The sequence below is a fragment of the Streptomyces gardneri genome, from assembly GCF_006539185.1.
Lineage (GTDB): Bacteria > Actinomycetota > Actinomycetes > Streptomycetales > Streptomycetaceae > Streptomyces > Streptomyces gardneri.
This window is the reverse complement of sequence record NZ_BJMN01000010.1, coordinates 68799-89439: the sequence shown is the minus strand read 5'-3', so window position 1 is coordinate 89439 and position 20641 is coordinate 68799. Positions and strand designations below refer to the sequence as shown.

Here is a 20641-nt window from a genome sequence, read left to right as displayed (position 1 = left end):
TAACAAGTGTTTGGTAGGTTAACGTACGGCCATGAGCAACGTCGAGGAGTTCCGCGCAGAGTTCCGCAGCTGGCTGCGCTCCCACCTCACCGGCGAGTTCGCCGCCCTGCGCGGCCGCGGAGGACCCGGCCGGGAGCACGAGGCCCACGCCGAACGTCTCGCCTGGGAGCGGCACATGGCCGCCGAGGGATGGACCTGTGTCGGCTGGCCGAAGGAGTACGGCGGACGGGGCGCGACCCTGGAACAGCAGGTCGCCTTCCACGAGGAGTACGCCCTCGCCGACGCCCCCGCCCGCGTCGGCCACATCGGCGAACAGCTCCTCGGGCCCACCCTCATCGCCTTCGGCACACCCGAGCAGCGCGAGCGCTTCCTCCCGCCGATCGTCGCCGTCGAGGAACTGTGGTGCCAGGGCTACAGCGAGCCGGACGCCGGGTCGGACCTGGCCAACGTCCGGACCCGCGCCGAGCGCATCGACGACGCATGGGTCGTCACCGGCCAGAAGATCTGGACGTCACAGGCGCACGAGTCGGACTGGTGCTTCGTCGTCGCCCGCACCGAGCCCAGCTCGACCCGCCATCAGGGCCTGTCCTACCTGCTCGTCCCGCTGCGCCGGCCCGGCGTCGACATCCGACCGATCGTCCAGCTCACCGGCACCTCGGAGTTCAACGAGGTCTTCTTCGACGGAGCCAGGACCGACGCGGCCAACGTCGTCGGTGCCCCGGGCGAGGGCTGGAAGGTGGCCATGGCCACCCTCGGCTTCGAGCGGGGCGTCTCCACCCTCGGCCAACAGGTCGGCTTCCGCCGCGAACTGGAAGCCGTCATCGCACTGGCCCGGCGCAACGGCGCGGCCACGGACCCGCTGATCCGCGACCGGATCGCCCGGGCCTGGATCGGTCTGGAGACCATCCGGTTCAACGCGCTGCGCATGCTCGGCGGCGTCGCGGCCGGGGCCCCGGGCCCCGAGGCCTCCATCGGCAAGATCTTCTGGGCCACCTGGCACCGCGAACTGGGCGAACTCGCCATGGACGTCTGCGGAGCCGACGGAATGCTCGCGGCCGGCGAACCGTACGACCTCACCGACTGGCAGCGGCTCTACCTCTTCTCCCGCTCCGACACCATCTACGCCGGCTCCAACGAGATCCAGCGGAACATCATCGCCGAGCGCGTCCTCGGCCTGCCCAAGGAGGTCCGCCCGTGACCCGTACACCACCCCCCTACGTCCCGGGGCACGGGCTGCTCGCCGGCCGGAGCGCCGTGGTCACCGCCGCCGCCGGCGCCGGTATCGGCGGCGCCACCGCCCGACGGCTCCTGGAGGAAGGCGCGCGGGTCGTCCTCTCGGACGCCCACGCCCGCAGACTGAAGGAGTCCGAGGCCGAACTGGCCGCGGAGTTCGGCGCCGACCGCGTCTCCGCACTGCCCTGCGACGTCACCGACGAGGCCCAGGTCGCCGCCCTCCTCGACTTCGCCGAGGAGCGTCACGGACGCCTCGACATCCTCGTCAACAACGCGGGCCTCGGTGGCACCGCCGATCTCGTCGACATGACCGACGCCCAGTGGGACAAGGTTCTCGACGTCACCCTCAACGGCACCTTCCGCTGCACCCGCGCCGCACTCCGCCGGCTGAAGGCCGCGGGCAGCGGCGGCGTCGTCGTCAACAACGCCTCGGTGGTCGGCTGGCGGGCCCAGAAGGGCCAGGCCCACTACGCCGCAGCCAAGGCCGGCGTCATGGCGCTCACCCGCTGCGCCGCCCTGGAGGCCGCCGAGTACGGGGTGCGGGTCAACGCCGTCTCCCCGAGCCTGGCCATGCATCCGCACCTGGCGAAGGTCACCACGCCCGAGCTGCTGGAGGAGCTGACCGCCCGCGAGGCCTTCGGGCGGTACGCCGAGCCGTGGGAGGTCGCCAACGTGATCGTGTTCCTCGCCAGCGGCTACTCCTCGTACCTGACCGGCGAGGTCGTCTCGGTCAGCAGTCAGCATCCGTGAGCCGAGCGTGACCGGCTGCGGGAGAGCGGAGAGACGGCCGTGGTGAGCGCGGCGCCCGAGCGGCGCCACGAACTCCTCGCCACCGCCGCCGAGGTGTTCGCCGCCCAGGGGTACAACGCCACCACCGTCCGCAGGATCGCCGACGCGGCGGGCATCCTCGCGGGCAGCCTCTACTACCACTTCGATTCCAAGGAGTCGATGCTCGACGAGATCCTCACCGGCTTCCTCGACGAGCTGTGGGGCAGGTACGACGCCGTGCTCGCCGCCGGGCTCGGGCCCCGGGAGACCATCGAGGCCCTCGTCACCGAGTCCTTCCGGGAGATCGACCGGCACCGCGCCGCCGTCGCCATCTACCAGAAGGAGTCCCGGCAGCTGCGGGAGCAGCCGCGCTTCGGCTATCTCGACGACTCGCAGCAGAGGTTCGAAAGAGCCTGGCTCCGGACCCTGGAGCGCGGAGTGGCCGCCGGGGTGTTCCGCGCCGACCTCGACGTCCGGCTCACCTACCGCTTCGTGCGCGACACCGTCTGGGTCGCCGCGTCCTGGTACCGGCCGGGCGGACAGCACAGCCCGGAGGAGATCGCCCGCCAGTACCTGTCCATGGTGCTGGAGGGCGTCGCCCTCCGTACAAGACACGAACGCCGTGACACGAACCCAGTGACACGAACCCCGTGACACGAACCCCGTGAGACAAGGAAAGAGGAGCGGCCATGGCCGAGGCATACATCATCGAAGCGGTGCGCACCCCCGTCGGCAGGCGCAACGGCGGGCTCGCCGCCGTCCACCCCGCCGACCTCGGCGCCCATGTGCTGAAGGCGCTGATGGAGCGCGCGGGCGCCGACCCCGCCGCCGTCGAGGACGTCGTCTTCGGCTGCCTCGACACCGTCGGTCCGCAGGCCGGCGACATCGCGCGCACCGCCTGGCTGGCCGCCGGCCTGCCCGAGGAGGTGCCCGGCGTGACCGTGGACCGGCAGTGCGGATCCTCCCAGCAGGCCCTGCACTTCGCCGCGCAGGGCGTCCTGTCGGGCACCCAGGACCTGGTCGTCGCGGGTGGCGTGCAGAACATGTCCCTCGTCCCCATAGCCTTCGCCAGCCGCCAGGCCGCCGCCCCGCTCGGACTCACCGACGGCCCGTACATCGGCTCCGAGGGCTGGCGGGCCCGCTACGGCGACCAGCCCGTCAACCAGTTCCACGGCGCCGAGCTCATCGCGACGAAGTGGGGCATCTCCCGCCGGGACATGGAGGAGTTCGCCCTGCGCTCGCACCAGCGGGCCGCCCGCGCCATCGACGAGGGCCGCTTCGACCGGGAGATCGTGGCGTACGGCGACGTGACCACCGACGAGGGCCCGCGCCGCGACACCACCCTGGAGAAGATGGCGGGCCTCAACCCCGTCGTGGAGGGCGGTCGGCTGACCGCCGCGGTCTCCTCGCAGGTCTCGGACGGGGCCTCGGCGATGCTGATCGCCTCGGAGCGGGCCGTACGGGAGCACGGCCTGACGCCGCGCGCCCGCATCCACCACCTGTCCGTGCGGGGTGAGGACCCGATCCGCATGCTGTCCGCCCCGATCCCGGCGACGGCGTACGCGCTGAAGAAGGCCGGGATGACGCTCGACGACATCGACCTCGTGGAGATCAACGAGGCCTTCGCCTCGGTCGTCCTCGCCTGGCTGAAGGAGACCGGGGCCGACCCGGAGAAGGTCAACGTCAACGGCGGGGCCATCGCCCTCGGCCACCCGCTCGGCGCGACCGGCACCAAGCTGACGACCACCCTGCTGCACGAGCTGGAGCGCACCGGCGGCCGCTACGGCCTGCAGACGATGTGCGAGGGCGGCGGCCAGGCCAACGTCACCATCATCGAGCGCCTCTGAGACGGCGCGGGCAACGGCGAAGGCCCGCCGGGGAGTTCACCTCCCCGGCGGGCCTCTTCATGCGCGTGGAGTCCGCCGCTCAGTCCACGCGGGGGAGTGAGAGCAGCGTGGCCCGCGCCTCGGCCATGACGCGCTCGACCAGCTCGGCGCAGGACGGCAGATCGTCGATGAGCCCCGCGACCTGCCCGGAGGCCATCACGCCGAGGTCGGTCCGGCCCTCCACCATGGACGCCTTCAGCAGCATCGGGGTGTTGGCCGCCAGCAGGATCTGGCTCCACGTCATGTCCTTGCCGTGCTTCATCGCCAGGCCGTCCCGGACCATCCGGGCCCAGCTCATGTCCGTCTCGCGGCGGAAGGAGGCGGCGTGCCGGACCGCCCGCAGCAGCGAGGCGGCCCGGCCCGAGCGTTCCAGCGCGTCGACGAGTTCGGTGCGCAGCATGCGGTGCGGCAGGCCGTCGACGGCGGTGGTGACGGTGACGTCCTGGACCGTGGCGGCCAGATAGCGGGCCTTCACCGCGTCCGGCACGGTCGAGTCGGAGGTGAGCAGGAAGCGGGTGCCCATGGCCACCCCGGCCGCGCCGTGCGCGAGGGCGGCGACCAGGCCGCGCCCGTCACGGAAGCCGCCGGCCGCGACGACGGGGATGTCCACGGCGTCCACGATCTGCGGCAGCAGGACGGTGGTGGCGACGCTCCCGGTGTGGCCACCGCCCTCGCCGCCCTGGACGAGCACCGCGTCGGCGCCCCAGGCGGCGACCTTCTCGGCGTGCCGCTTGGCCCCGATGGAGGGGATGACGACGACGCCCGCGTCCTTGAGCCGCGCGATGAGCTCGCGCGACGGGGCGAGCGCGAACGACGCGACCCGTACGCCCTCGTCGATGATGATCCCCACGCGCTCGGCCGCGTCCCCGGCGTCCGCGCGCAGGTTCACCCCGAAGGGCGCGTCCGTACGGGACTTGACCTCGCGCACCGCCGAGCGGAGCTGCTCGACGGTCATCGTCGCCGACGCGAGGATGCCGAGCGCGCCCGCGGCGGCGGTGGCCGAGACGAGACGGGGGCCGGCCACCCACCCCATGCCGGTCTGCACGAGGGGGTGGCGCACCCCGACCAGTTCGGTCAGGGGCGTGGGGATCGTGACGTCGCTCATGCGGGGACCTCGCGCTCCCGCAGCCCCTTCGGGTCGATCTCCTCGCGGATCAGCCGCAGTTCCTCCGCGGTGGGCTCCCGCGTGTACGGCACGTCGTCGGGGACGGTGAGCGCGAAGCCGGTGGCGGCCGTGACCTGTTCGACGGTGACGCCGGGGTGCAGCGACCGCAGCCGCATGCTGCGGTCCGGGGTGTCGAAGTCGAAGACCCCCAGGTCGCTGACGACTTCGGGGATGCGGTGGTAGCGGGTCGCGGAGGGGCCGGCCGCGGCGGCGCGGTCGTAGCCGACCCCGGAGACCATGTCCACCCGCTCGACGAAGACCCGGGACGAGTGCTTGGGGACCCAGTAACTCGTCGGATTATTGAGGGTGTTGACGGGTGCGCCACGTACGCCGAGCAGTTGGCGCTTGGGCAGCGCCCAGTCGCCGATGCAGCTGATGTTCTGGTTGCCGTACCGGTCGATCTGGCTTGCGCCCATCATCACGTGCCGCCGCCCGGTGGTGACGAGGGCCAGGTGCTGGCGGTACGGCAGCCAGCCCTCCACCACCCGGGGCGGGGCGCCGATCGCCGGCACGTCGCCGATGAGCAGCGCCTCGCCGTCGGTCAGGAGCAGGTCGGGGGAGAAGGTGAGCCGCGCGAGCCGCGCCCCGATCATCGGGACGGTGCCCATCGGGCTCGCCAGGATCTCGCCCGCGTCCCGCCAGGCCTCGGCGCACGCCACCACGCAGTACTCGGCGCGCGTCACCGTCGTCGCTTCCGTCGTGCCGCCGCCGCTCATGCTTCCTCCTCGTGGAAGGCCGCCACCGCGGCCTGGTACGCGTCCTCGTCACCGGACAGGAACCGCTCGGCGAAGGCCCGCCAGGCCTCCGGATCGCGCGCGGCGGCGACATAGGCGCGCTGGAACGTCTCGTCGCGGCCGTAGTCGGGGGAGCAGGACGTGAAGTGCGCGCCGTTCGGGGTCTCCACGACACCCTCGACGAACGCGCGCTTGACGAGCAGCGACTGCGGACCGGAGTCCTTGAGCAGCTCGGACGTCTCCACGATCCGCTCGCACGAGAGGTACGCGGCGTCCGCGGCCTCGCAGAAGAGGTCGTCGAAGTACGGGTCGGGGCCCAGGTACTGGCCGTTGCCGTGGGCGTCGGCGCGGTTGAGGTGGACGAGCGCGGCGTCCAGGCGCAGGGCGGGGACGGCGACGAACTGCTCGCGGTCCTCGTACGGGGAAGTGACCGTCCGCAGCGACGGGTTGACGCTCATCACGTCCGAGCCGAGCCCCGCCCGGACCGGCATGAAGGGCAGCCGCTGCGCGGCGGCCGTCAGCCCCCACATCACCATGGCCTCGTCCAGCTCCACCAGCTCGATCGAACCCCTCTGCCGGGCCGCGCCGAAGTGCGGCTCCAGGGGCACGGAGTCGAGGGTCACGAAGGCCGCGACGAGCTTGCGGACCTTCCCGGCCGCGGCGAGCAGCCCGACGTCCGGGCCGCCGTACGAGACGACGGTCAGATCGGTGAGGTCCGACCGCAGCAGCGCCCGGACCAGTGCCATCGGCTTGCGCCGCGAGCCCCAGCCGCCGATGCCGATCGTCATCCCGCTCTCCAGGCGGCCGACGACCTCCTCGGCGGTCATCGTCTTGTCCCTGCTCACGACTGCTCCTCCTTCACTGTGTCGTCCGTCGTGCCTGCCGCCGGCGTGCCGAAGGTGTCGCGGACCCGGTCGGCGACACCGCTGAGGTTGGCCTCGAAGGTGAAGCCCTGCTCGAAGCGGTAGCTGCGGTGCACGTCCACCGGGTCGATGCCGTTGATCGCGGCCTTGGCGAGCCGGATCAGCTGCCCGTCCTTCGCTGCGATCTCCCGGGCCAGTTCGAGGGCCGCCTCCCGCAGCCCTTCGCGCGGGACGACCCGCCACACCGAGCCGTGTCCGTGCAGCTCCTGCGCGGAGACGGTGCGCGAGGTGTAGTACAGGGCCCGCATCAGGTGCTGGGGGACCAGCCGGGACAGGTGGGTGGCCGCGCCCAGCGCGCCCCGGTCCAGCTCGGGCAGGCCGAAGGTCGCGTCGTCGGAGGCGACGACGACGTCGGCGTTCCCGACGAGGCCGATCCCGCCGCCCAGGCAGAAGCCGTGCACGGCGGCGACCACCGGCACCTCGCAGTCGTAGACCGCGGCGAACGCCTCGTAGCAGCCGCGGTTGGCGCCGAGGAGGGCGTCGTGCCCGGTCGTGCGCTGGATTTCCTTGATGTCGACGCCGGCGTTGAAGCCGCGGCCCCCGGCGGCCAGCACCACGCAGCGCACCTTGGGGTCGGCGCCGGCGGCGCGTACCGCGGCGGCCAGGTCGTACCAGCCCTGTACGGGAAGGGCGTTGACCGGGGGGAAGTCCACGGTGACGACGGCGATGCCCTCTTCCGGGGCGGAGGTGGAGACACCCATGAGCAGATCAGCTACCTTTCCACCTAACGTTTGTTAGGTGGAAGATAGCAGCGGTTCGCGCGCTGCGGGAGGTGCCCATTGGCAGCGATCATCGATCTGTCGGGATCCGTCGCCGTCGTCACCGGCGGCACACGGGGCGTCGGAGCGGGAATCACCCGCGCCCTGCTGGCGGCCGGAGCGGAGGTCGTGACCTGCGCGCGACGACCTCCCGACGAGCCCGTCGAGGCGGCGGGGCGCACGGCCCGCTTCCTCCCCGTCGACCTCCGCGACCCGGAAGCGGTCGCCGGATTCTTCGACCGGGTGCGCGAGGACCACGGACGGCTCGACATTCTCGTCAACAACGCCGGGGGAACCCCCTTCCGGATGCTCGACGAGGGCGGCGCCGAGCGCCAGGCCCGGGTCGTCGAACTGAACCTCGTCGCCCCGCTGACCGCCTCCCTCGCCGCGTACGAGGTGATGCGCCATCAGGGCGGGGGAGGGGCGATCATCATGATCGGCAGCGTCAGCGGCACCCGCCCCTCGCCGGGCAGCGCGGCCTACGGAGCCGCCAAGGCGGGCCTGGACAACCTCGCCCGCTCCATGGCGGTCGAATGGGCGCCCCGGGTACGGGTCAACACGGTCGTCCTCGGCATGGTGCGCACCGAACTGTCCCACCTGCACTACGGGGACGAGGACGGCGTCGCCGCCGTCGGCCGCACCGTACCCCTCGGCAGACTCGCCGAGCCCGCCGACATCGGCGACGCCTGCGTCTTCCTCGCCTCCGACCGCGCCGCGTACATCAGCGGCGCCAGCCTGCACGTCCACGGCGGCGGGGAGCGCCCCGGCTTCCTCGACGCCGCCACCGTCAACCACTGACGGCCCCTGCGGAACCCGAGCCACCCATCGCTCAGCGAAAGGAACACACCATGACAGGACTGTGCGACGGACGCGTCGTCATCGTCACCGGAGCGGGTCGCGGTCTCGGCCGCGCGCACGCGCTCGCCTTCGCCGCCGAGGGCGCCAAGGTCGTCGTCAACGATCTCGGAGTCGACCCGGACGGCACCGGAGGAGGAGCCGGACCCGCCCAGCGGGTCGTCGACGAGATCGCGGCGGCGGGCGGAGAGGCCGTCGCCCACGGCGGTGACATCGCCACGGCCGACGGAGCGGCCTCGCTGGTCGCCACCGCCCTGGAGGCCTTCGGCCGCCTCGACACCCTCGTCAACAACGCCGGATTCCTGCGCGACCGCATGCTGGTCAACCTGGAGGAGGACGAGTGGGACGCCGTCATGCGCGTCCACCTCAAGGGGCACTTCCTGCCGCTCAAGTACGCCGCCGCGCACTGGCGCGCCGAGGCCAAGGCCGGCCGGACGCCCGAGGCGCGGGTCGTCAACACCAGCTCCGGGGCCGGCCTCCTCGGCAGCGTCGGCCAGGGCAACTACGCCGCCGCCAAGGCCGGCATCATCGGCCTCACCCTCGTCGCCGCCGCCGAGACCGGGCGCTACGGCGTCCAGGTCAACGCGATCGCCCCCGCCGCCCGCACCCGGATGACCGAGCGGACCTTCGCCGAGACGATGGCCGCCCCCGAGGGCGACGCCTTCGACGCGATGGCCCCGGAGAACGTCTCCCCCCTCGTCGTCTGGCTGGGCTCCGCCGCGTCGGCCGGGGTGACGGGACGGGTCTTCGAGGCCGAGGCCGGCCGGATCACCGTCATGGAGGGCTGGCGGCCGGGCCCGACGGCGGACAAGGGCGCCCGCTGGACCCCGGCCGAGGCGGGCGACACGGCACTGAAACTCCTCGCGGAGTCGGAGCCCCCGCAGCCCGTGTACGGGGCGCGCTGACCGCCCTCCCCCTCCTCGGGGCGGGCTCACGGCCGACCGCCGGGAGCCCGCCCCGAGGCACGTCCCACCCCCTCCGGGGGCCTTTCCCGCTCACCGGGAAACGGCGCTCCCCGCGGTCGTCGCTACCGGCCTAGCCTCGCCGGACAGCCCCAACCGCCCGCAGGAGGGACCCGCCATGCTCACGGACCGCCAGAGACACGAGGCGGCCGAGCTGCTGCGCTCCGCCGAACACGGCGTCACGCCGATCGCCCCGCTGACCTCGGGATTCCCCGGCATCGACACCGAGGACGCGTACGAGATCCAGCTCCTCAACATCCGGCACCGCCTCGCGGCGGGGGCCGAGGTGCGCGGCCACAAGGTCGGCCTGTCGTCCCCCGTCATGCAGCGGATGATGGGCGTCGACGAGCCCGACTACGGCCACCTGCTCCACGACATGGAGCTGCGCCCCGACGTCCCGGTTCCCGTCTCCCGCTACTGCCACCCGCGCGTCGAGGTCGAGGTCGGCTTCGTCCTCGGCGACGACCTCCCGGGCGAGACCTGCACCGCCGCCGACGTGCTGGCCGCGACGGAACGCGTCGTGCCCGCACTGGAGTTGATCGACAGCAGGATCCGCGACTGGCGGATCACCATCGCCGACACCATCGCGGACAACGCCTCCTCCGCCGGATACGTCATCGGTGAGGGCCGCGACCCCCGCGAGCTCGACCTGAGGGCGATCGAGGCGCGGCTGAGCAGCGGCGGCGAACTCCTCGCCGAGGGGCGCGGCGACGCCGTCCTCGGCGACCCGGCGCTCTCCGTCGCCTGGCTCGCCCGCACGGTGGCCCGCTTCGGGGTCTCCCTGAAGAAGGGGCACGTGGTGCTGCCCGGCTCGTGCACCCGGGCCGTCGACGTGGCGCCCGGCGCGACCTTCACCGCCGATTTCACCGGGCTGGGCCCGGTCTCCCTGGACTTCATCTGAGGTGATCATGACCACCACGACCGCACCGACCACACCGCCCACACCGACCAAGGCGACCGCCGCGATCGTCGGATCCGGCAACATCGGCACCGACCTCCTCTACAAGCTCCTCCGCTCCGAGCACGTCGAACCCCGCTGGATGATCGGCGTCGACCCCGACAGCGAGGGCCTCGCCCGCGCCCGCCGCAGCGGCCTGGAGGCCAGCCACGAGGGCGTCGACTGGCTGCTCGCCCAGGACGAGAAGCCCGACATCGTCTTCGAGGCCACCAGCGCCTACGTCCACCGGGCCAACGCCCCGCGCTACGCCGAGCTCGGCATCAAGGCCGTCGACCTGACGCCGGCGGCCGTCGGCCCCGCCGTCGTCCCGCCCGCGAACCTGCGCGAGCACCTCGACAAGCCCAACGTGAACATGATCACCTGCGGCGGGCAGGCCACCATCCCCATGGTGTACGCCGTCTCCCGCGTGGTCCCCGTGGCGTACGCGGAGATCGTGGCCTCCGTGGCCTCCGTCTCGGCCGGACCCGGAACCCGCGCGAACATCGACGAGTTCACCCGTACCACCGCACGCGGCATCGAGACGATCGGCGGCGCCGCGCGCGGCAAGGCGATCATCATCCTCAACCCCGCCGAGCCGCCCGTCATCATGCGGGACACCGTCTTCTGCGCGATCCCCGAGGACGCCGACCGGGCCGCCGTCGCCGCCTCCGTCAAGGAGATCGCCGAGCAGGTCGCCGCCTACGTCCCCGGCTACCGACTGCGCACCGAGCCGCAGTTCGACGACCCGAGCCCGGAGAACGGCGGGATGGCGCGCGTCGCGATCTTCCTGGAGGTCGAGGGCGCGGGCGACTACCTGCCGCCCTACGCCGGAAACCTCGACATCATGACCGCCGCCGCCACCAGGGTCGGCGAGGAGTTCGCCAAGGCGGTCCTCGCGACTCGCGCGTAAGGAGCCCACCCCATGCCCTACTCGGACACCCTCGACATCCGGATCACCGACTCCTCGCTCCGCGACGGCTCGCACGCCAAGCGGCACCAGTTCACGGGCGAGGACGTACGCTCCGTCGTCGCGGCCCTCGACGGCGCCGGTGTCCCGGTGATCGAGGTGACACACGGCGACGGACTCGGCGGATCCTCCTTCAACTACGGCTTCTCCAGGACCCCCGAACAGGAACTCATCACGATCGCGGTGAACACCGCGCGGCAGGCCAGGATCGCCTTCCTCATGCTCCCCGGACTCGGCGTCAAGGACGACATCCGGGCCGCCCACGACAACGGCGCGGGCATCTGCCGCATCGCCACCCACTGCACCGAGGCCGACATCGCGGTCCAGCACTTCGGACTCGCCCGCGAACGGGGCCTGGAGACCGTCGGCTTCCTGATGATGGCCCACTCGACGACACCCGAGAAGCTCGCGCGGCAGGCCCGGATCATGGCCGACGCGGGCTGCCAGTGCGTGTACGTCGTCGACTCGGCCGGCGCCATGGTCATGGACGACGTCACCGACCGCGTCCAGGCCCTCGTCGCCGAGCTCGGCGACGACGCCCAGGTCGGCTTCCACGGACACGAGAACCTGGCCCTCGGCACCGGGAACTCCATCGCCGCCGTCCGGGCGGGCGCGCTGCAGATCGACGGCTCCACCCGCCGACTCGGCGCGGGCGCCGGCAACACCGCGGTCGAGGCGCTCGTCGCCGTCTGCGCCAAGATGGGCATCCGGACCGGCATCGACGTCCTGAAGATCATCGACGCGGCGGAGGACGTGGTCCGCCCGGTCATGGACGACGAGTGCCGACTCGACCGGCTCGCCCTGCTCATGGGCCACGCCGGCGTCTACTCCAGCTTCCTCAAGCACGCCTACCGGCAGGCCGAGCGCTACGGCGTCTCCGGCGCCGAGATCCTCCTGCGCGCGGGCGAGCGCCGCCTCGTGGGCGGCCAGGAGGACCAGCTCATCGACATCGCCGTCGAGCTCGCCGCACAGAACTGAACCGATCCGAACCGACAGAAGGAACGAGGGACGAGATGACTGCGCTCAACGACGAGGTCCGTGTCATCGAGGCGGGCAACGCGCCCGCCCGCTTCGCCCGGGGCTGGCACTGCCTCGGCCTCGCCGACAGCTTCAAGGACGGAAAGCCGCACGAGATCGAGGCCTTCGGCACCAAGCTGGTCGTCTTCCAGGGCGAGGACGACGGACAGCTGCACATCCTCAACGCCTACTGCCCCCACATGGGCGGCAACCTCGCCCACGGCACCGTCAAGGGCGACGCCGTCGCCTGCCCCTTCCACGACTGGCGCTGGTCCGGCGACGGCCGCTGCGCCGGCATCCCGTACGCCCGCCGCGTCCCGCCCCGCGCCCGCACCCGCGCCTGGACCACCCTGGAGCGCAACCGGCAACTCTTCGTCTGGCACGACCCCGAGGGCAACCCGCCGCCGGCCGAGGTCACCATTCCCGAGATCGAGGGCGTCCACGGCCCGGACGCGGGCGAGTGGAGCGCCTGGACCTGGAAGACCGCGCGGGTCGACGGCTCGAACTGTCGCGAGATCGTGGACAACGTCGTGGACATGGCGCACTTCTTCTACGTCCACTACGCGTTCCCCACGTACTTCAAGAACGTCTTCGACGGGCACGTCGCCACCCAGTACATGGAAAGCGCCCCGCGCGGTGACATGGACCTGGGCAACCTCAGCTCTCCGCTGCGCTCCGACGCCTCGTACTACGGCCCGTCCTACATGATCGACTACGTGTGGACCGAGGTGGCCCCCGGCGTCGAGATGGAGATGGTGCTGATCAACAGTCACTACCCGATCAGCGCCGACAGCTTCATGCTCCAGTACGGGGCGATCGTCAAGAAGCTGCCCGGCATGACCGACGAGGCTGCCGCCGAGGCCGCCCGGAGCCTGATCGGGGGACTGGAGACCGGCTTCGAGCAGGACATCGAGATCTGGCGGAACAAGACCCGGATCGACAACCCCCTGCTCACCGAGGAGGACGGCCCGGTCTACCAACTGCGCCGCTGGTACGAGCAGTTCTACGTCGACGTCACCGACGTCAAGGACGAGATGACCCGCCGCTTCGAGTTCGAGATCGACACCCGGCGTGCCAACGAGGCCTGGCACGCGGAGGTCGAGGAGAACCTCGCCCGCCGCGCGGCGGCGCCGGAGACCGGAGCCTGACATGCGACCGGTGGAGTGTGCGACCTGCGGCAACCAGGTCCTGTGCGAGAAGTTCAGCAGGGCCCACACCTCCGTGCAGTGGACCGCCGAAGCGGCCGTCGTCTGCGCGGAGTTCCGCGACCGGGTGAGCGAGGGCGCGACCACCGCCCGGATCCGGACCTGCCGGGCCCTGCGGTCGAGCATCGAGCGCGCGGTGGACGACGGCACCCTGGAGGCCGCCGATGCCTGAGCGGCCGACCGGCGCGCGCACCCACCGGCTGCGCGTCGTCCAAGTGATCCCCGAGACGGCCGACGCGCACTCCCTGGTGCTCCAGGCGCCACCGGAGAGCGCGGACCGGTTCACGTACCGCCCCGGCCAGTTCCTCACCCTCAAACTCCCCGGCGCGGACGGGAGACCGGCCGCCCGCTGCTACTCCCTCGCCGGCTCGCCCCACACCGGCGAACCCCTGAAGGTCACCGTCAAACGGGTGGCCGGCGGACACGGCTCCAACTGGGTGTGCGACCACGTCGCGGCGGGCGACGAGCTGGAGGTCCTGCCCCCGGCCGGCACCTTCACGCCCGATTCCCTCGACCGCGACCTGCTCCTCGCCGCCGGCGGGAGCGGCATCACGCCGGTCCTGTCGATCGCCAAGTCGGTCCTCGCCGGGGGACAGGGACGTGTCGTGCTCCTGTACGCCAACCGCGACGAGTCCTCGGTCATCTTCCGCGACGAACTGCGGGAGCTGGCCGCGAACCACCCGGACCGGCTCCTCGTGGTCCACTGGCTGGAGTCGCTCCAGGGCCTGCCCCGCGCGGACCGGCTGGCCGCCGCGCTCGCGCCGTACGCCGACCGCGAGGCCTTCGTCTGCGGCCCGGAACCCCTCATGGACGCCGTCGAACAGGCACTGCGCGCGGTCGGCACGCCGGGCCACCGCATCCACCGGGAGCGGTTCTTCTCCCTCGGCGGACACGTCTTCGACGCCCCCGCCCAGGCGGCACCCACGCCCGCCGCACCGGTCGCCGGCGTCGGCACGGCGGAGGTGGAGCTCGACGGCGAGACCCACACCCTCGCCTGGCCTCCGACCACCCCGCTGCTCGACGCCCTCCTCGCGGCCGGGGTGGACGCCCCGTACTCGTGCCGGGAGGGCGCCTGCAGCGCCTGCACCTGCCGGGTCGTGGCGGGCGACGTGAAGATGCTCCGCAACGACGTCCTGGACGACGAGGACCTGGCCGAGGGATACGTCCTGGCCTGCCAGGCCCTGCCGCTCACCGACAGGGTCGCGATCAGCTACTCCTGACGCCCTCGCCCGACACCCGCCTCACACTCCCGGGAAGGAAACCCCCATGCCTCGCACCTGCCTGGTCACCGGAGCGGCCTCCGGCATCGGCAAGGCCACCGCCGCCCTCCTGCGGGCCCAGGGCCGTGCCGTCATCGGCGCCGACCTCCAGGACGCCGACATCACGGCGGACCTGGCCACACCCGAGGGCCGGGCCGAACTCGTCACCCGCGCCCACGAGCTCACCGGAGGCCGACTCGACGCCGTCGTCTCCTGCGCGGGCGTCGCCCACTTCGACCCGCTCACCGTCCGGCTCAACCACTTCGGCGCCGTCGCCACACTCGACGGACTGCGCCCCCTCCTCGCCGCCGGCACCGACCCGAGGGCCCTGGTCGTCGGGTCCATCGACTCCGTGCACCCGACCGACCCCGCGATCGTCGAAGCCGCGCTCGCGGGCGACGAGCCCGCGGCGGTGGCCGCCTCCCGGGCGGCCGTCGACCGGGGCGAGGGCCACCTCGTCTACTCCTCCTCCAAGGCGGCGGTCTCCCGCTGGGTCCGCCGCTCCGCGATCACCGACGACTGGGCCGGGGCAGGCGTCCCGCTCAACGCCGTGGCACCCGGCGTGGTCGTCACACCGCTGACCCGACCCCTGCTCGACGACCCGGAGATGCGCGGACTCGTCGAGCGGAGCGTGCCGATGCCCCTGCACGGCCACACGCGACCCGAGCAGCTCGCCCCGCTGATCGCATGGCTCGTCTCGCCCGAGAACACCCTCGTCACCGGACAGGTCGTCTTCGCCGACGGAGGCGCGGACGCCGTCCTGCGCGGCGACCACACGTGGTGACGACCGCACCGGCTGCACACCGCACCGGCTGCACACCGCACCCGGTGACGACCCGAACCGAGAGGCCGGAGGCCCCGTCCGTGCACCCCCGAACCATCGAGCGCTCCACCGTGCTCGCCGCCGGCCCCGACGAAGTGTGGGCGGTCATCGGCGGCTTCGGCGGACTCGCCACCTGGCATCCGCACGTACCGCCCGCCACCCTGGAACACGAAGCCGACCCGGAAACCCCGGGGACCGTACGGGTCTTCGCGCTCGACGGCAGGGTCGTCGCCCGTGAGCGGCTCCTCGCCCGCGAGCCCGGCACCCGCTCGTACCGCTACGCCCTCCTCGACCCGCCGGCACTGCCAGTCGCCGGCTACGAGGCGACCCTCGCCGTACACCCCCACCCCGACGGCGCCGAGGTCCGGTGGTCAGCCGTCTACCGGGCGCCGGACGAGCTGGTGCCGCAGGTGGAGGCGGTCTTCGGGGACGGCACGTACGCCGCCGGACTCGACGCCCTCCGAGCCCGCTTCCCGGACGATCCGGGCCGTACGACCCGGTGACCGACTCCGTCCCCGGTGGACACCCCAGGGTGTCCACCGGGGACGGAGTCGTCGTGTCCAGGCAATACATCTACTCGCTACATCCACTCGCTGAAGCGCAGCCACTCCATCATGTTGTCCATCGACGGCTGCGAGAACCCGGGAGCCGCCACCGCCCCGGCCGGCTGCGCCTGCTTCTCGGAGTGCCGGCCCGGACCGAACATCGCCTGCCAGACGGACCGCGCGCAGCCGCGCACGGCGGGTGCGATCCGCTCCAGCTCGCGGTGGACGCCGTTGCCGGACACCGAGATCGCGGCGACGGCCCGGCCCGCACCGCGCAGCGGCGCGGCCACGCAGAAGACGCCCCGGAACCCCTCCTCGTGGTCGAACGCCACCCCGCGCTCCCGCGCCATCGCCAGCTCGCCCCGGAAGGAATCGGGCCGGGTGATCGTGCGCGGCGTCCGCGGCCGCAGGCCGTGCCGGATCACCTGCTCCGTCACCGACGGGTCGCTGAAGGCCAGGATCGCCTTGCCCGAGGCCGTGCAGTACGCGGGCTGACGCCCGCCCGTCCGTGAGGGCACACCGGAGTCGTCCGCGCCGCCGATCCGCTCCAGGTAGACCACCTCGGTGCCGTCGAGCACGGTGAGGTGGACCAGGTGGCCCGTGGCCTCGTGCAGGGCGTGCAGATGGGGCAGCGCGGCCCGGCGCAGCCGATTGTGGTGCGAGGCCATCGCCCCGAGCTCCAACATGCCCATGCCGAGCCGGTAGTCCCGGCCCTCGCGCTCCAGCCAGCGCAGCTGCACCAGCTGATCGAGGATGCGGTGCGCGGAGGACCGGCTGATGCCGGAACGCTGCACGACCTCGGTCAGGGTGAGTCGGGGCCCCGCGCTCTGGAAGGCGCTCAGCACCTTCGCCGCCTTCTCCAGCAGGGACAGGGGCGGACATCCGGCCTCGACAGCTGGCGTCGTCATCGGCACCTCCCACACGGACGGCAGGCAAGCCCGACCACGTCCGTAATCTCCGGTATTGCGTGGAGATTGCCAGAGGGTTCCGGTGACTGTGAAGAGGGTGTTTCGTTTCGGAACAGTAACGCGTAGTTTCCCTGGCGTCAGCACTCCGCAGCAGGACGGCCCGGAGGCCGGGCTGAGGATCAGAGAGGGGCGCGCATGCGCGACGACGACGTTCTCGCGGCGGTCCGTGCCCTCGCCCCCGCCCTGCGCGAGCGCGCGGCCGGCACCGAGGCGCTGCGCCGCGTGCCCGACTCGACCGTCGAGGAGCTCGAACAGGCCGGCTTCTTCCGGCTCCTCCGGCCCAGGGCGTACGGCGGCTTCGCCGCCGCCCCGGACGTCTTCTACGCGGCGCTCCGGGAGATCGCCAAGGCCTGCGGCTCGACCGGCTGGGCAGCGGCCGTCCTGGGCGTCCACCCCTGGCACCTGGCCCTCTTCGACTCCCGGGCCCAGAAGGACGTGTGGGGCGCGGACGACACCGCCCGGATCTGCTCCTCCCACGCCCCCACCGGAGAGGTCACCCCGGTCGACGGCGGCTTCCGGCTGTCCGGCCGGTGGCACCTCTCGGCGGGCTGCGGCCACGCTCAATGGGCCCTCCTCGGGGGGCTCGTCACCGACGGCGAGGGCCGGCCCGTCGACATGCGGACCTTCCTCGTGCCCTGCGCCGACTACCGCGTCGACGACGTCTGGGAGGCGGTCGGCCTGCGCGGCAGCGGCAGCAACGACATCGTCGTCGAGGACGCCTTCGTCCCCGACCACCGGACCCTCGGCTTCGGCCCGGTGACCGCCCTGCGCTGCCCGGGACACGAGGTCAACCCCGAGCCGCTGTACCGGCTGCCGTACGCAGCCGTCTTCACCACTGCGATCTCGACCGCCATGGTCGGCATCGCCGAGGGCGCGTACGAGGAGTACGTCGCGGCAGCCCGCGAGAGCTTCCGCGCCTCCTACGGGCAGCGGGTCGCCGAGGACCCCTTCGCGCAGGTACGGGTGGCCCGCGCGGCCGGCGACATCGACGCGAGCCGGCTGCAGTTGGACCGCAACACGGCCGACCTGTACGCCGTGGCCCGCGACCGCCGGGAGCCGTCGACGTCCCTGCGCGCGCGGGCCCGCCGCGACCAGGTGCTCGCCACCGAACGCGCGATCTCGGCCGTGGACCTGCTGATGGAGAACGCCGGAGGGAGCCCCCTGCGCGGCGGCGCGGACGTTCTCCAGCGCGCCTGGCGGGACCTGCACACCGGCCGGGGGCAGGCGGCAAACGACGTGGAGCGGGCGCTGCTCCTCTTCGGCCAGGACGCCCTGGGCATCGCCGTCCACGACCCGATGCTCTGACGACCCGATGCTCTGACGGCCTGCGGCGCGCGGCCTGCGGCACGCGGCCCACCGGCCCCTCCAGTCCCACCGGCTCCTCCGGCCTCTCCTGCCACCCCTTCACCCCCTGCACGAACACCTCGCGCCCCGCGCCCCGCGCTCCTTCCCGCTCAGTGGGAGCAGCGCATTTCGCCGCGCGACACCGCGTCGTACGGTCCTGGCACTTCCCCCACCACGACCCGAAAGGGGATGCCCCATGGCCGACGACGTCCTGGCAGCGATCCGCGATCTCGCCCCCGGTCTGCGCGAGCGCGCCGCCGAGGCCGAGGCCCTGCGCCGCGTACCCGACGCGTCCATCAAGGAGATCGAGGACACCGGCTTCTTCCAGCTGCTCCAGCCACAGGCCTTCGGCGGCCGGGCGGCGGACCCGCTGGTCTTCTACTCGGCGGTCAAGGAGATCGCCAAGGCGTGCGGCTCGACCGGCTGGGTCGCTTCGGTGGTCGGCGTCCACCCCTGGCACGTCGCCCTCTTCGACCCGCGCGCCCAGCAGGAGGTGTGGGGCGCGGACCCCAAGGCCCGTATCGCCTCCTCGTACGCCCCCACCGGCAGGGCGACCGCCGTCGACGGCGGCTTCCGGCTCTCCGGCCGCTGGCACTTCTCCTCCGGCTGCGACCACGTCCAGTGGGCCCTGCTCGGCTGCCTCGTCCCCGACGCCGAGGGCAACCCGGTGGACATGCGCACCTTCCTGATCCCCCGCTCCGACTACCGCGTGGACGACGTGTGGGACACCGTCGGGCTGCGCGGGAGCGGCAGCAACGACGTCGTCGCCGAGGACGTCTTCGTCCCCGAGCACCGCGCCCTGAGCTTCGGACCGGTCACCGCCCTGAAGGTCCCCGGCCACGAGCTCAACCGGGAACCGCTGTACCGGCTGCCGTACGCCGGGGTCTTCACCGCCACGATCTCCACCCCGATCGTCGGGATCGCCGAGGGCGCGTACGAGGCCTACACCGAGGCCACCCGGCAGAGGTTCCGTGTCTCCTACGGCCAGAAGGTCGCCGAGGACCCCTTCGCGCAGGTCCGCATCGCCCGGGCCGCCAGTGACATCGACGCGAGCTGGCTCCAGATGACCCGGAACATCGGCGAGATGTACGCGCTCGCGCGGCGCGACGAGGAGCTCCCCATGGAGCTCCGCACCCGCACCCGCCGGGACCAGGTGCTCGCCACCGAACGCTGTGTCGCGGCGATCGACCTCCTCATGGAGAACGCCGGCGGCAGCGCCATGCGCACCGGCCCCGGCCCCGTCCAGCGCGCCTGGCGCGACGCCCACACCGGTCGTGGCCACGCGGCCAACGACCCCGAGCGGGCCCTCGTCATGTACGGGCAGTGCGCGCTCGGCATCGACATCCACGACACCATGGCCTGAGAGGCGCCGCAGATGGCAGAGGCAGAGCTCACCCACGCGTCCACGTCCCGCATCGCCAAGGCGGCGGGACTCACCCTCCACTACCACGAGGCCGGCCCCGGCGACGGGCACCCGGCGCCCGTCGTGATCATGCTGCACGGCGGCGGCCCCGGCGCCTCCGGCTGGAGCAACTTCGGCCGCAACCTCCCGGTCTTCGCCGAGCACTTCCGTACGCTCCTCGTCGACCAGCCCTGCTACGGCCGCTCGGACAAGCCGGAGCTCGACAAGGACTACTTCAGCTACAGCGCGGACGCCGTGGCCGCGCTGATGGACGAACTGGGCATCGAGCGGGCGCACTTCGTCGGGAACTCCCTCGGCGGCGGCACCGCCGTCCGCATGGCCCTGAACCACCCCGGCAAGGTCGCCAAGCTCCTCCTGATGGGCCCCGGCGGTGTGTCCGTCAACCTCTTCGCCCCGGACCCGACCGAGGGCATCAAGCGCCTCTTCGAGTTCAGCGCATCCCCGGAGCCGACCAAGGACCAACTCCGGGCGTTCCTGGGTGTGATGTCGTACGACCCGTCGATCGTCACGGACGAACTCGTCGAGGAGCGCTGGGCCTCGGCGAACGATCCCGACACCCGGCTGGGCAACGCCCGGATGGGGGCCTCGTTCGCCGAACCCGCCTGGGCCGAGGACGTGATGCTGTGGCGCGAGGCCCACCGCATCACCCAGCCGGTCCTCCTCACCTGGGGACGCGAGGACCGCGTCAACCCCCTCGACGGCGCCTTCGTCGCCCTCAAGACCATCCCCGACGCCCGCCTGCACGTCTTCCCGCACTGCGGCCACTGGGCCCAGGTCGAGCGGGCCGACGAGTTCAACCGGCTCGCGCTCGACTTCTTCTCCCACTGACACCACTGACACCACCGGCACTACCGGCACCACTGACACCA

At 72.5% G+C, this 20641-nt stretch carries 22 protein-coding genes; 17 read left to right on the top strand and 5 right to left on the bottom strand.

Features of this window, described 5'->3' with window-relative positions:
* Positions 1-31 precede the first annotated feature (31 nt).
* Genes SGA01_RS07115 through SGA01_RS07100 form a run of 4 tightly spaced genes read left to right on the top strand, consistent with a single transcriptional unit; the run spans position 32 to position 3848 of the window.
* Complete coding sequence (locus SGA01_RS07115; protein WP_141294432.1) at positions 32-1198, top strand: acyl-CoA dehydrogenase family protein; 1167 nt, start codon at positions 32-34, stop codon at positions 1196-1198.
* The gene (locus SGA01_RS07110) at positions 1195-1983 is read left to right on the top strand and encodes an SDR family oxidoreductase (RefSeq protein ID WP_141294430.1); all 789 of its coding nucleotides are present in this window, start codon (positions 1195-1197) and stop codon (positions 1981-1983) included. The genes SGA01_RS07115 and SGA01_RS07110 overlap by 4 nt, the downstream gene beginning before the upstream one ends.
* A 42-nt stretch (positions 1984-2025) precedes the next feature.
* Positions 2026-2655 carry a TetR/AcrR family transcriptional regulator gene (locus SGA01_RS07105; protein ID WP_141294428.1) on the top strand — a complete coding sequence of 210 codons (630 nt, stop codon included), beginning with the start codon at positions 2026-2028 and terminating at the stop codon, positions 2653-2655.
* 35 nt (positions 2656-2690) lie between these two features.
* Entirely contained in the window at positions 2691-3848 is a 1158-nt protein-coding gene (locus tag SGA01_RS07100; RefSeq protein WP_141294426.1) for an acetyl-CoA C-acetyltransferase, read from the top strand.
* 79 nt (positions 3849-3927) lie between these two features.
* On the opposite strand, the gene SGA01_RS07095 is transcribed toward SGA01_RS07100, so the two are convergent.
* The 4 genes from SGA01_RS07095 to SGA01_RS07080 are packed head-to-tail and all read right to left on the bottom strand — an operon-like array spanning position 3928 to position 7410.
* Positions 3928-4992: an NAD(P)H-dependent flavin oxidoreductase gene (locus tag SGA01_RS07095; RefSeq protein WP_141294424.1), complete on the bottom strand. Its 1065-nt coding sequence runs from the start codon at positions 4990-4992 to the stop codon at positions 3928-3930.
* Entirely contained in the window at positions 4989-5768 is a 780-nt protein-coding gene (locus SGA01_RS07090) for a CoA-transferase subunit beta (RefSeq protein WP_141294422.1), read from the bottom strand. The genes SGA01_RS07095 and SGA01_RS07090 overlap by 4 nt, the downstream gene beginning before the upstream one ends.
* A complete protein-coding gene (locus SGA01_RS07085; protein ID WP_141294751.1) occupies positions 5765-6613 on the bottom strand; it encodes a CoA transferase subunit A in 849 nt (282 codons plus the stop codon). The genes SGA01_RS07090 and SGA01_RS07085 overlap by 4 nt, the downstream gene beginning before the upstream one ends.
* A 14-nt stretch (positions 6614-6627) precedes the next feature.
* Positions 6628-7410, bottom strand: coding sequence for an enoyl-CoA hydratase family protein (locus SGA01_RS07080; protein WP_057950561.1), 783 nt, complete (start codon positions 7408-7410; stop codon positions 6628-6630).
* Between the two features lie 78 nt (positions 7411-7488).
* Between SGA01_RS07080 and SGA01_RS07075 the strand changes: the two genes are divergently transcribed.
* From SGA01_RS07075 to SGA01_RS07030, 10 genes are all read left to right on the top strand, one after another.
* Positions 7489-8265 (top strand): SDR family oxidoreductase, encoded by a 777-nt coding sequence (locus SGA01_RS07075; RefSeq protein ID WP_141294420.1) that lies wholly within the window; start codon positions 7489-7491, stop codon positions 8263-8265.
* Positions 8266-8315: 50 nt separating this feature from the next.
* Positions 8316-9227, top strand: coding sequence for an SDR family oxidoreductase (locus SGA01_RS07070; RefSeq protein WP_141294418.1), 912 nt, complete (start codon positions 8316-8318; stop codon positions 9225-9227).
* Positions 9228-9402: 175 nt separating this feature from the next.
* Positions 9403-10185, top strand: a complete 783-nt coding sequence (locus tag SGA01_RS07065; protein WP_141294416.1) for a 2-keto-4-pentenoate hydratase — start codon at positions 9403-9405, stop codon at positions 10183-10185.
* 7 nt (positions 10186-10192) lie between these two features.
* Positions 10193-11131, top strand: a complete 939-nt coding sequence (locus tag SGA01_RS07060) for an acetaldehyde dehydrogenase (acetylating) (protein ID WP_141294414.1) — start codon at positions 10193-10195, stop codon at positions 11129-11131.
* 12 nt (positions 11132-11143) lie between these two features.
* Positions 11144-12166 carry a 4-hydroxy-2-oxovalerate aldolase gene (gene dmpG, locus SGA01_RS07055; protein ID WP_141294412.1) on the top strand — a complete coding sequence of 341 codons (1023 nt, stop codon included), beginning with the start codon at positions 11144-11146 and terminating at the stop codon, positions 12164-12166.
* Between the two features lie 35 nt (positions 12167-12201).
* Entirely contained in the window at positions 12202-13353 is a 1152-nt protein-coding gene (locus SGA01_RS07050) for a 3-ketosteroid-9-alpha-monooxygenase, oxygenase component (RefSeq protein ID WP_141294410.1), read from the top strand.
* A gap of 1 nt (position 13354) precedes the next feature.
* On the top strand, positions 13355-13582 hold the full coding sequence (locus SGA01_RS07045) for a hypothetical protein (RefSeq protein WP_141294408.1): 228 nt from the start codon (positions 13355-13357) through the stop codon (positions 13580-13582).
* On the top strand, positions 13575-14630 hold the full coding sequence (locus SGA01_RS07040; protein WP_141294406.1) for a ferredoxin--NADP reductase: 1056 nt from the start codon (positions 13575-13577) through the stop codon (positions 14628-14630). The genes SGA01_RS07045 and SGA01_RS07040 overlap by 8 nt, the downstream gene beginning before the upstream one ends.
* Positions 14631-14676: 46 nt before the next feature.
* Positions 14677-15453 carry an SDR family oxidoreductase gene (locus SGA01_RS07035; RefSeq protein WP_141294405.1) on the top strand — a complete coding sequence of 259 codons (777 nt, stop codon included), beginning with the start codon at positions 14677-14679 and terminating at the stop codon, positions 15451-15453.
* 80 nt (positions 15454-15533) lie between these two features.
* The gene (locus SGA01_RS07030) at positions 15534-15995 is read left to right on the top strand and encodes an SRPBCC family protein (RefSeq protein ID WP_255325159.1); all 462 of its coding nucleotides are present in this window, start codon (positions 15534-15536) and stop codon (positions 15993-15995) included.
* A gap of 77 nt (positions 15996-16072) precedes the next feature.
* On the opposite strand, the gene SGA01_RS07025 is transcribed toward SGA01_RS07030, so the two are convergent.
* The gene (locus SGA01_RS07025) at positions 16073-16945 is read right to left on the bottom strand and encodes an IclR family transcriptional regulator (RefSeq protein WP_229918268.1); all 873 of its coding nucleotides are present in this window, start codon (positions 16943-16945) and stop codon (positions 16073-16075) included.
* A 195-nt stretch (positions 16946-17140) separates the two neighbouring features.
* Here SGA01_RS07025 and hsaA (SGA01_RS07020) point away from each other — a divergent pair, with 195 nt between their 5' ends.
* The 3 genes from hsaA (SGA01_RS07020) to hsaD all read left to right on the top strand — a co-directional run bounded on the left by hsaA (SGA01_RS07020) (position 17141) and on the right by hsaD (position 20600).
* Positions 17141-18310: a 3-hydroxy-9,10-secoandrosta-1,3,5(10)-triene-9,17-dione monooxygenase oxygenase subunit gene (gene hsaA / locus SGA01_RS07020; protein WP_141294401.1), complete on the top strand. Its 1170-nt coding sequence runs from the start codon at positions 17141-17143 to the stop codon at positions 18308-18310.
* A 235-nt stretch (positions 18311-18545) separates the two neighbouring features.
* Positions 18546-19712 (top strand): 3-hydroxy-9,10-secoandrosta-1,3,5(10)-triene-9,17-dione monooxygenase oxygenase subunit, encoded by a 1167-nt coding sequence (hsaA, locus tag SGA01_RS07015; protein ID WP_141294399.1) that lies wholly within the window; start codon positions 18546-18548, stop codon positions 19710-19712.
* Between the two features lie 12 nt (positions 19713-19724).
* On the top strand, positions 19725-20600 hold the full coding sequence (hsaD, locus tag SGA01_RS07010; protein WP_141294397.1) for a 4,5:9,10-diseco-3-hydroxy-5,9,17-trioxoandrosta-1(10),2-diene-4-oate hydrolase: 876 nt from the start codon (positions 19725-19727) through the stop codon (positions 20598-20600).
* The last annotated feature ends 41 nt before the right edge of the window (positions 20601-20641 follow it).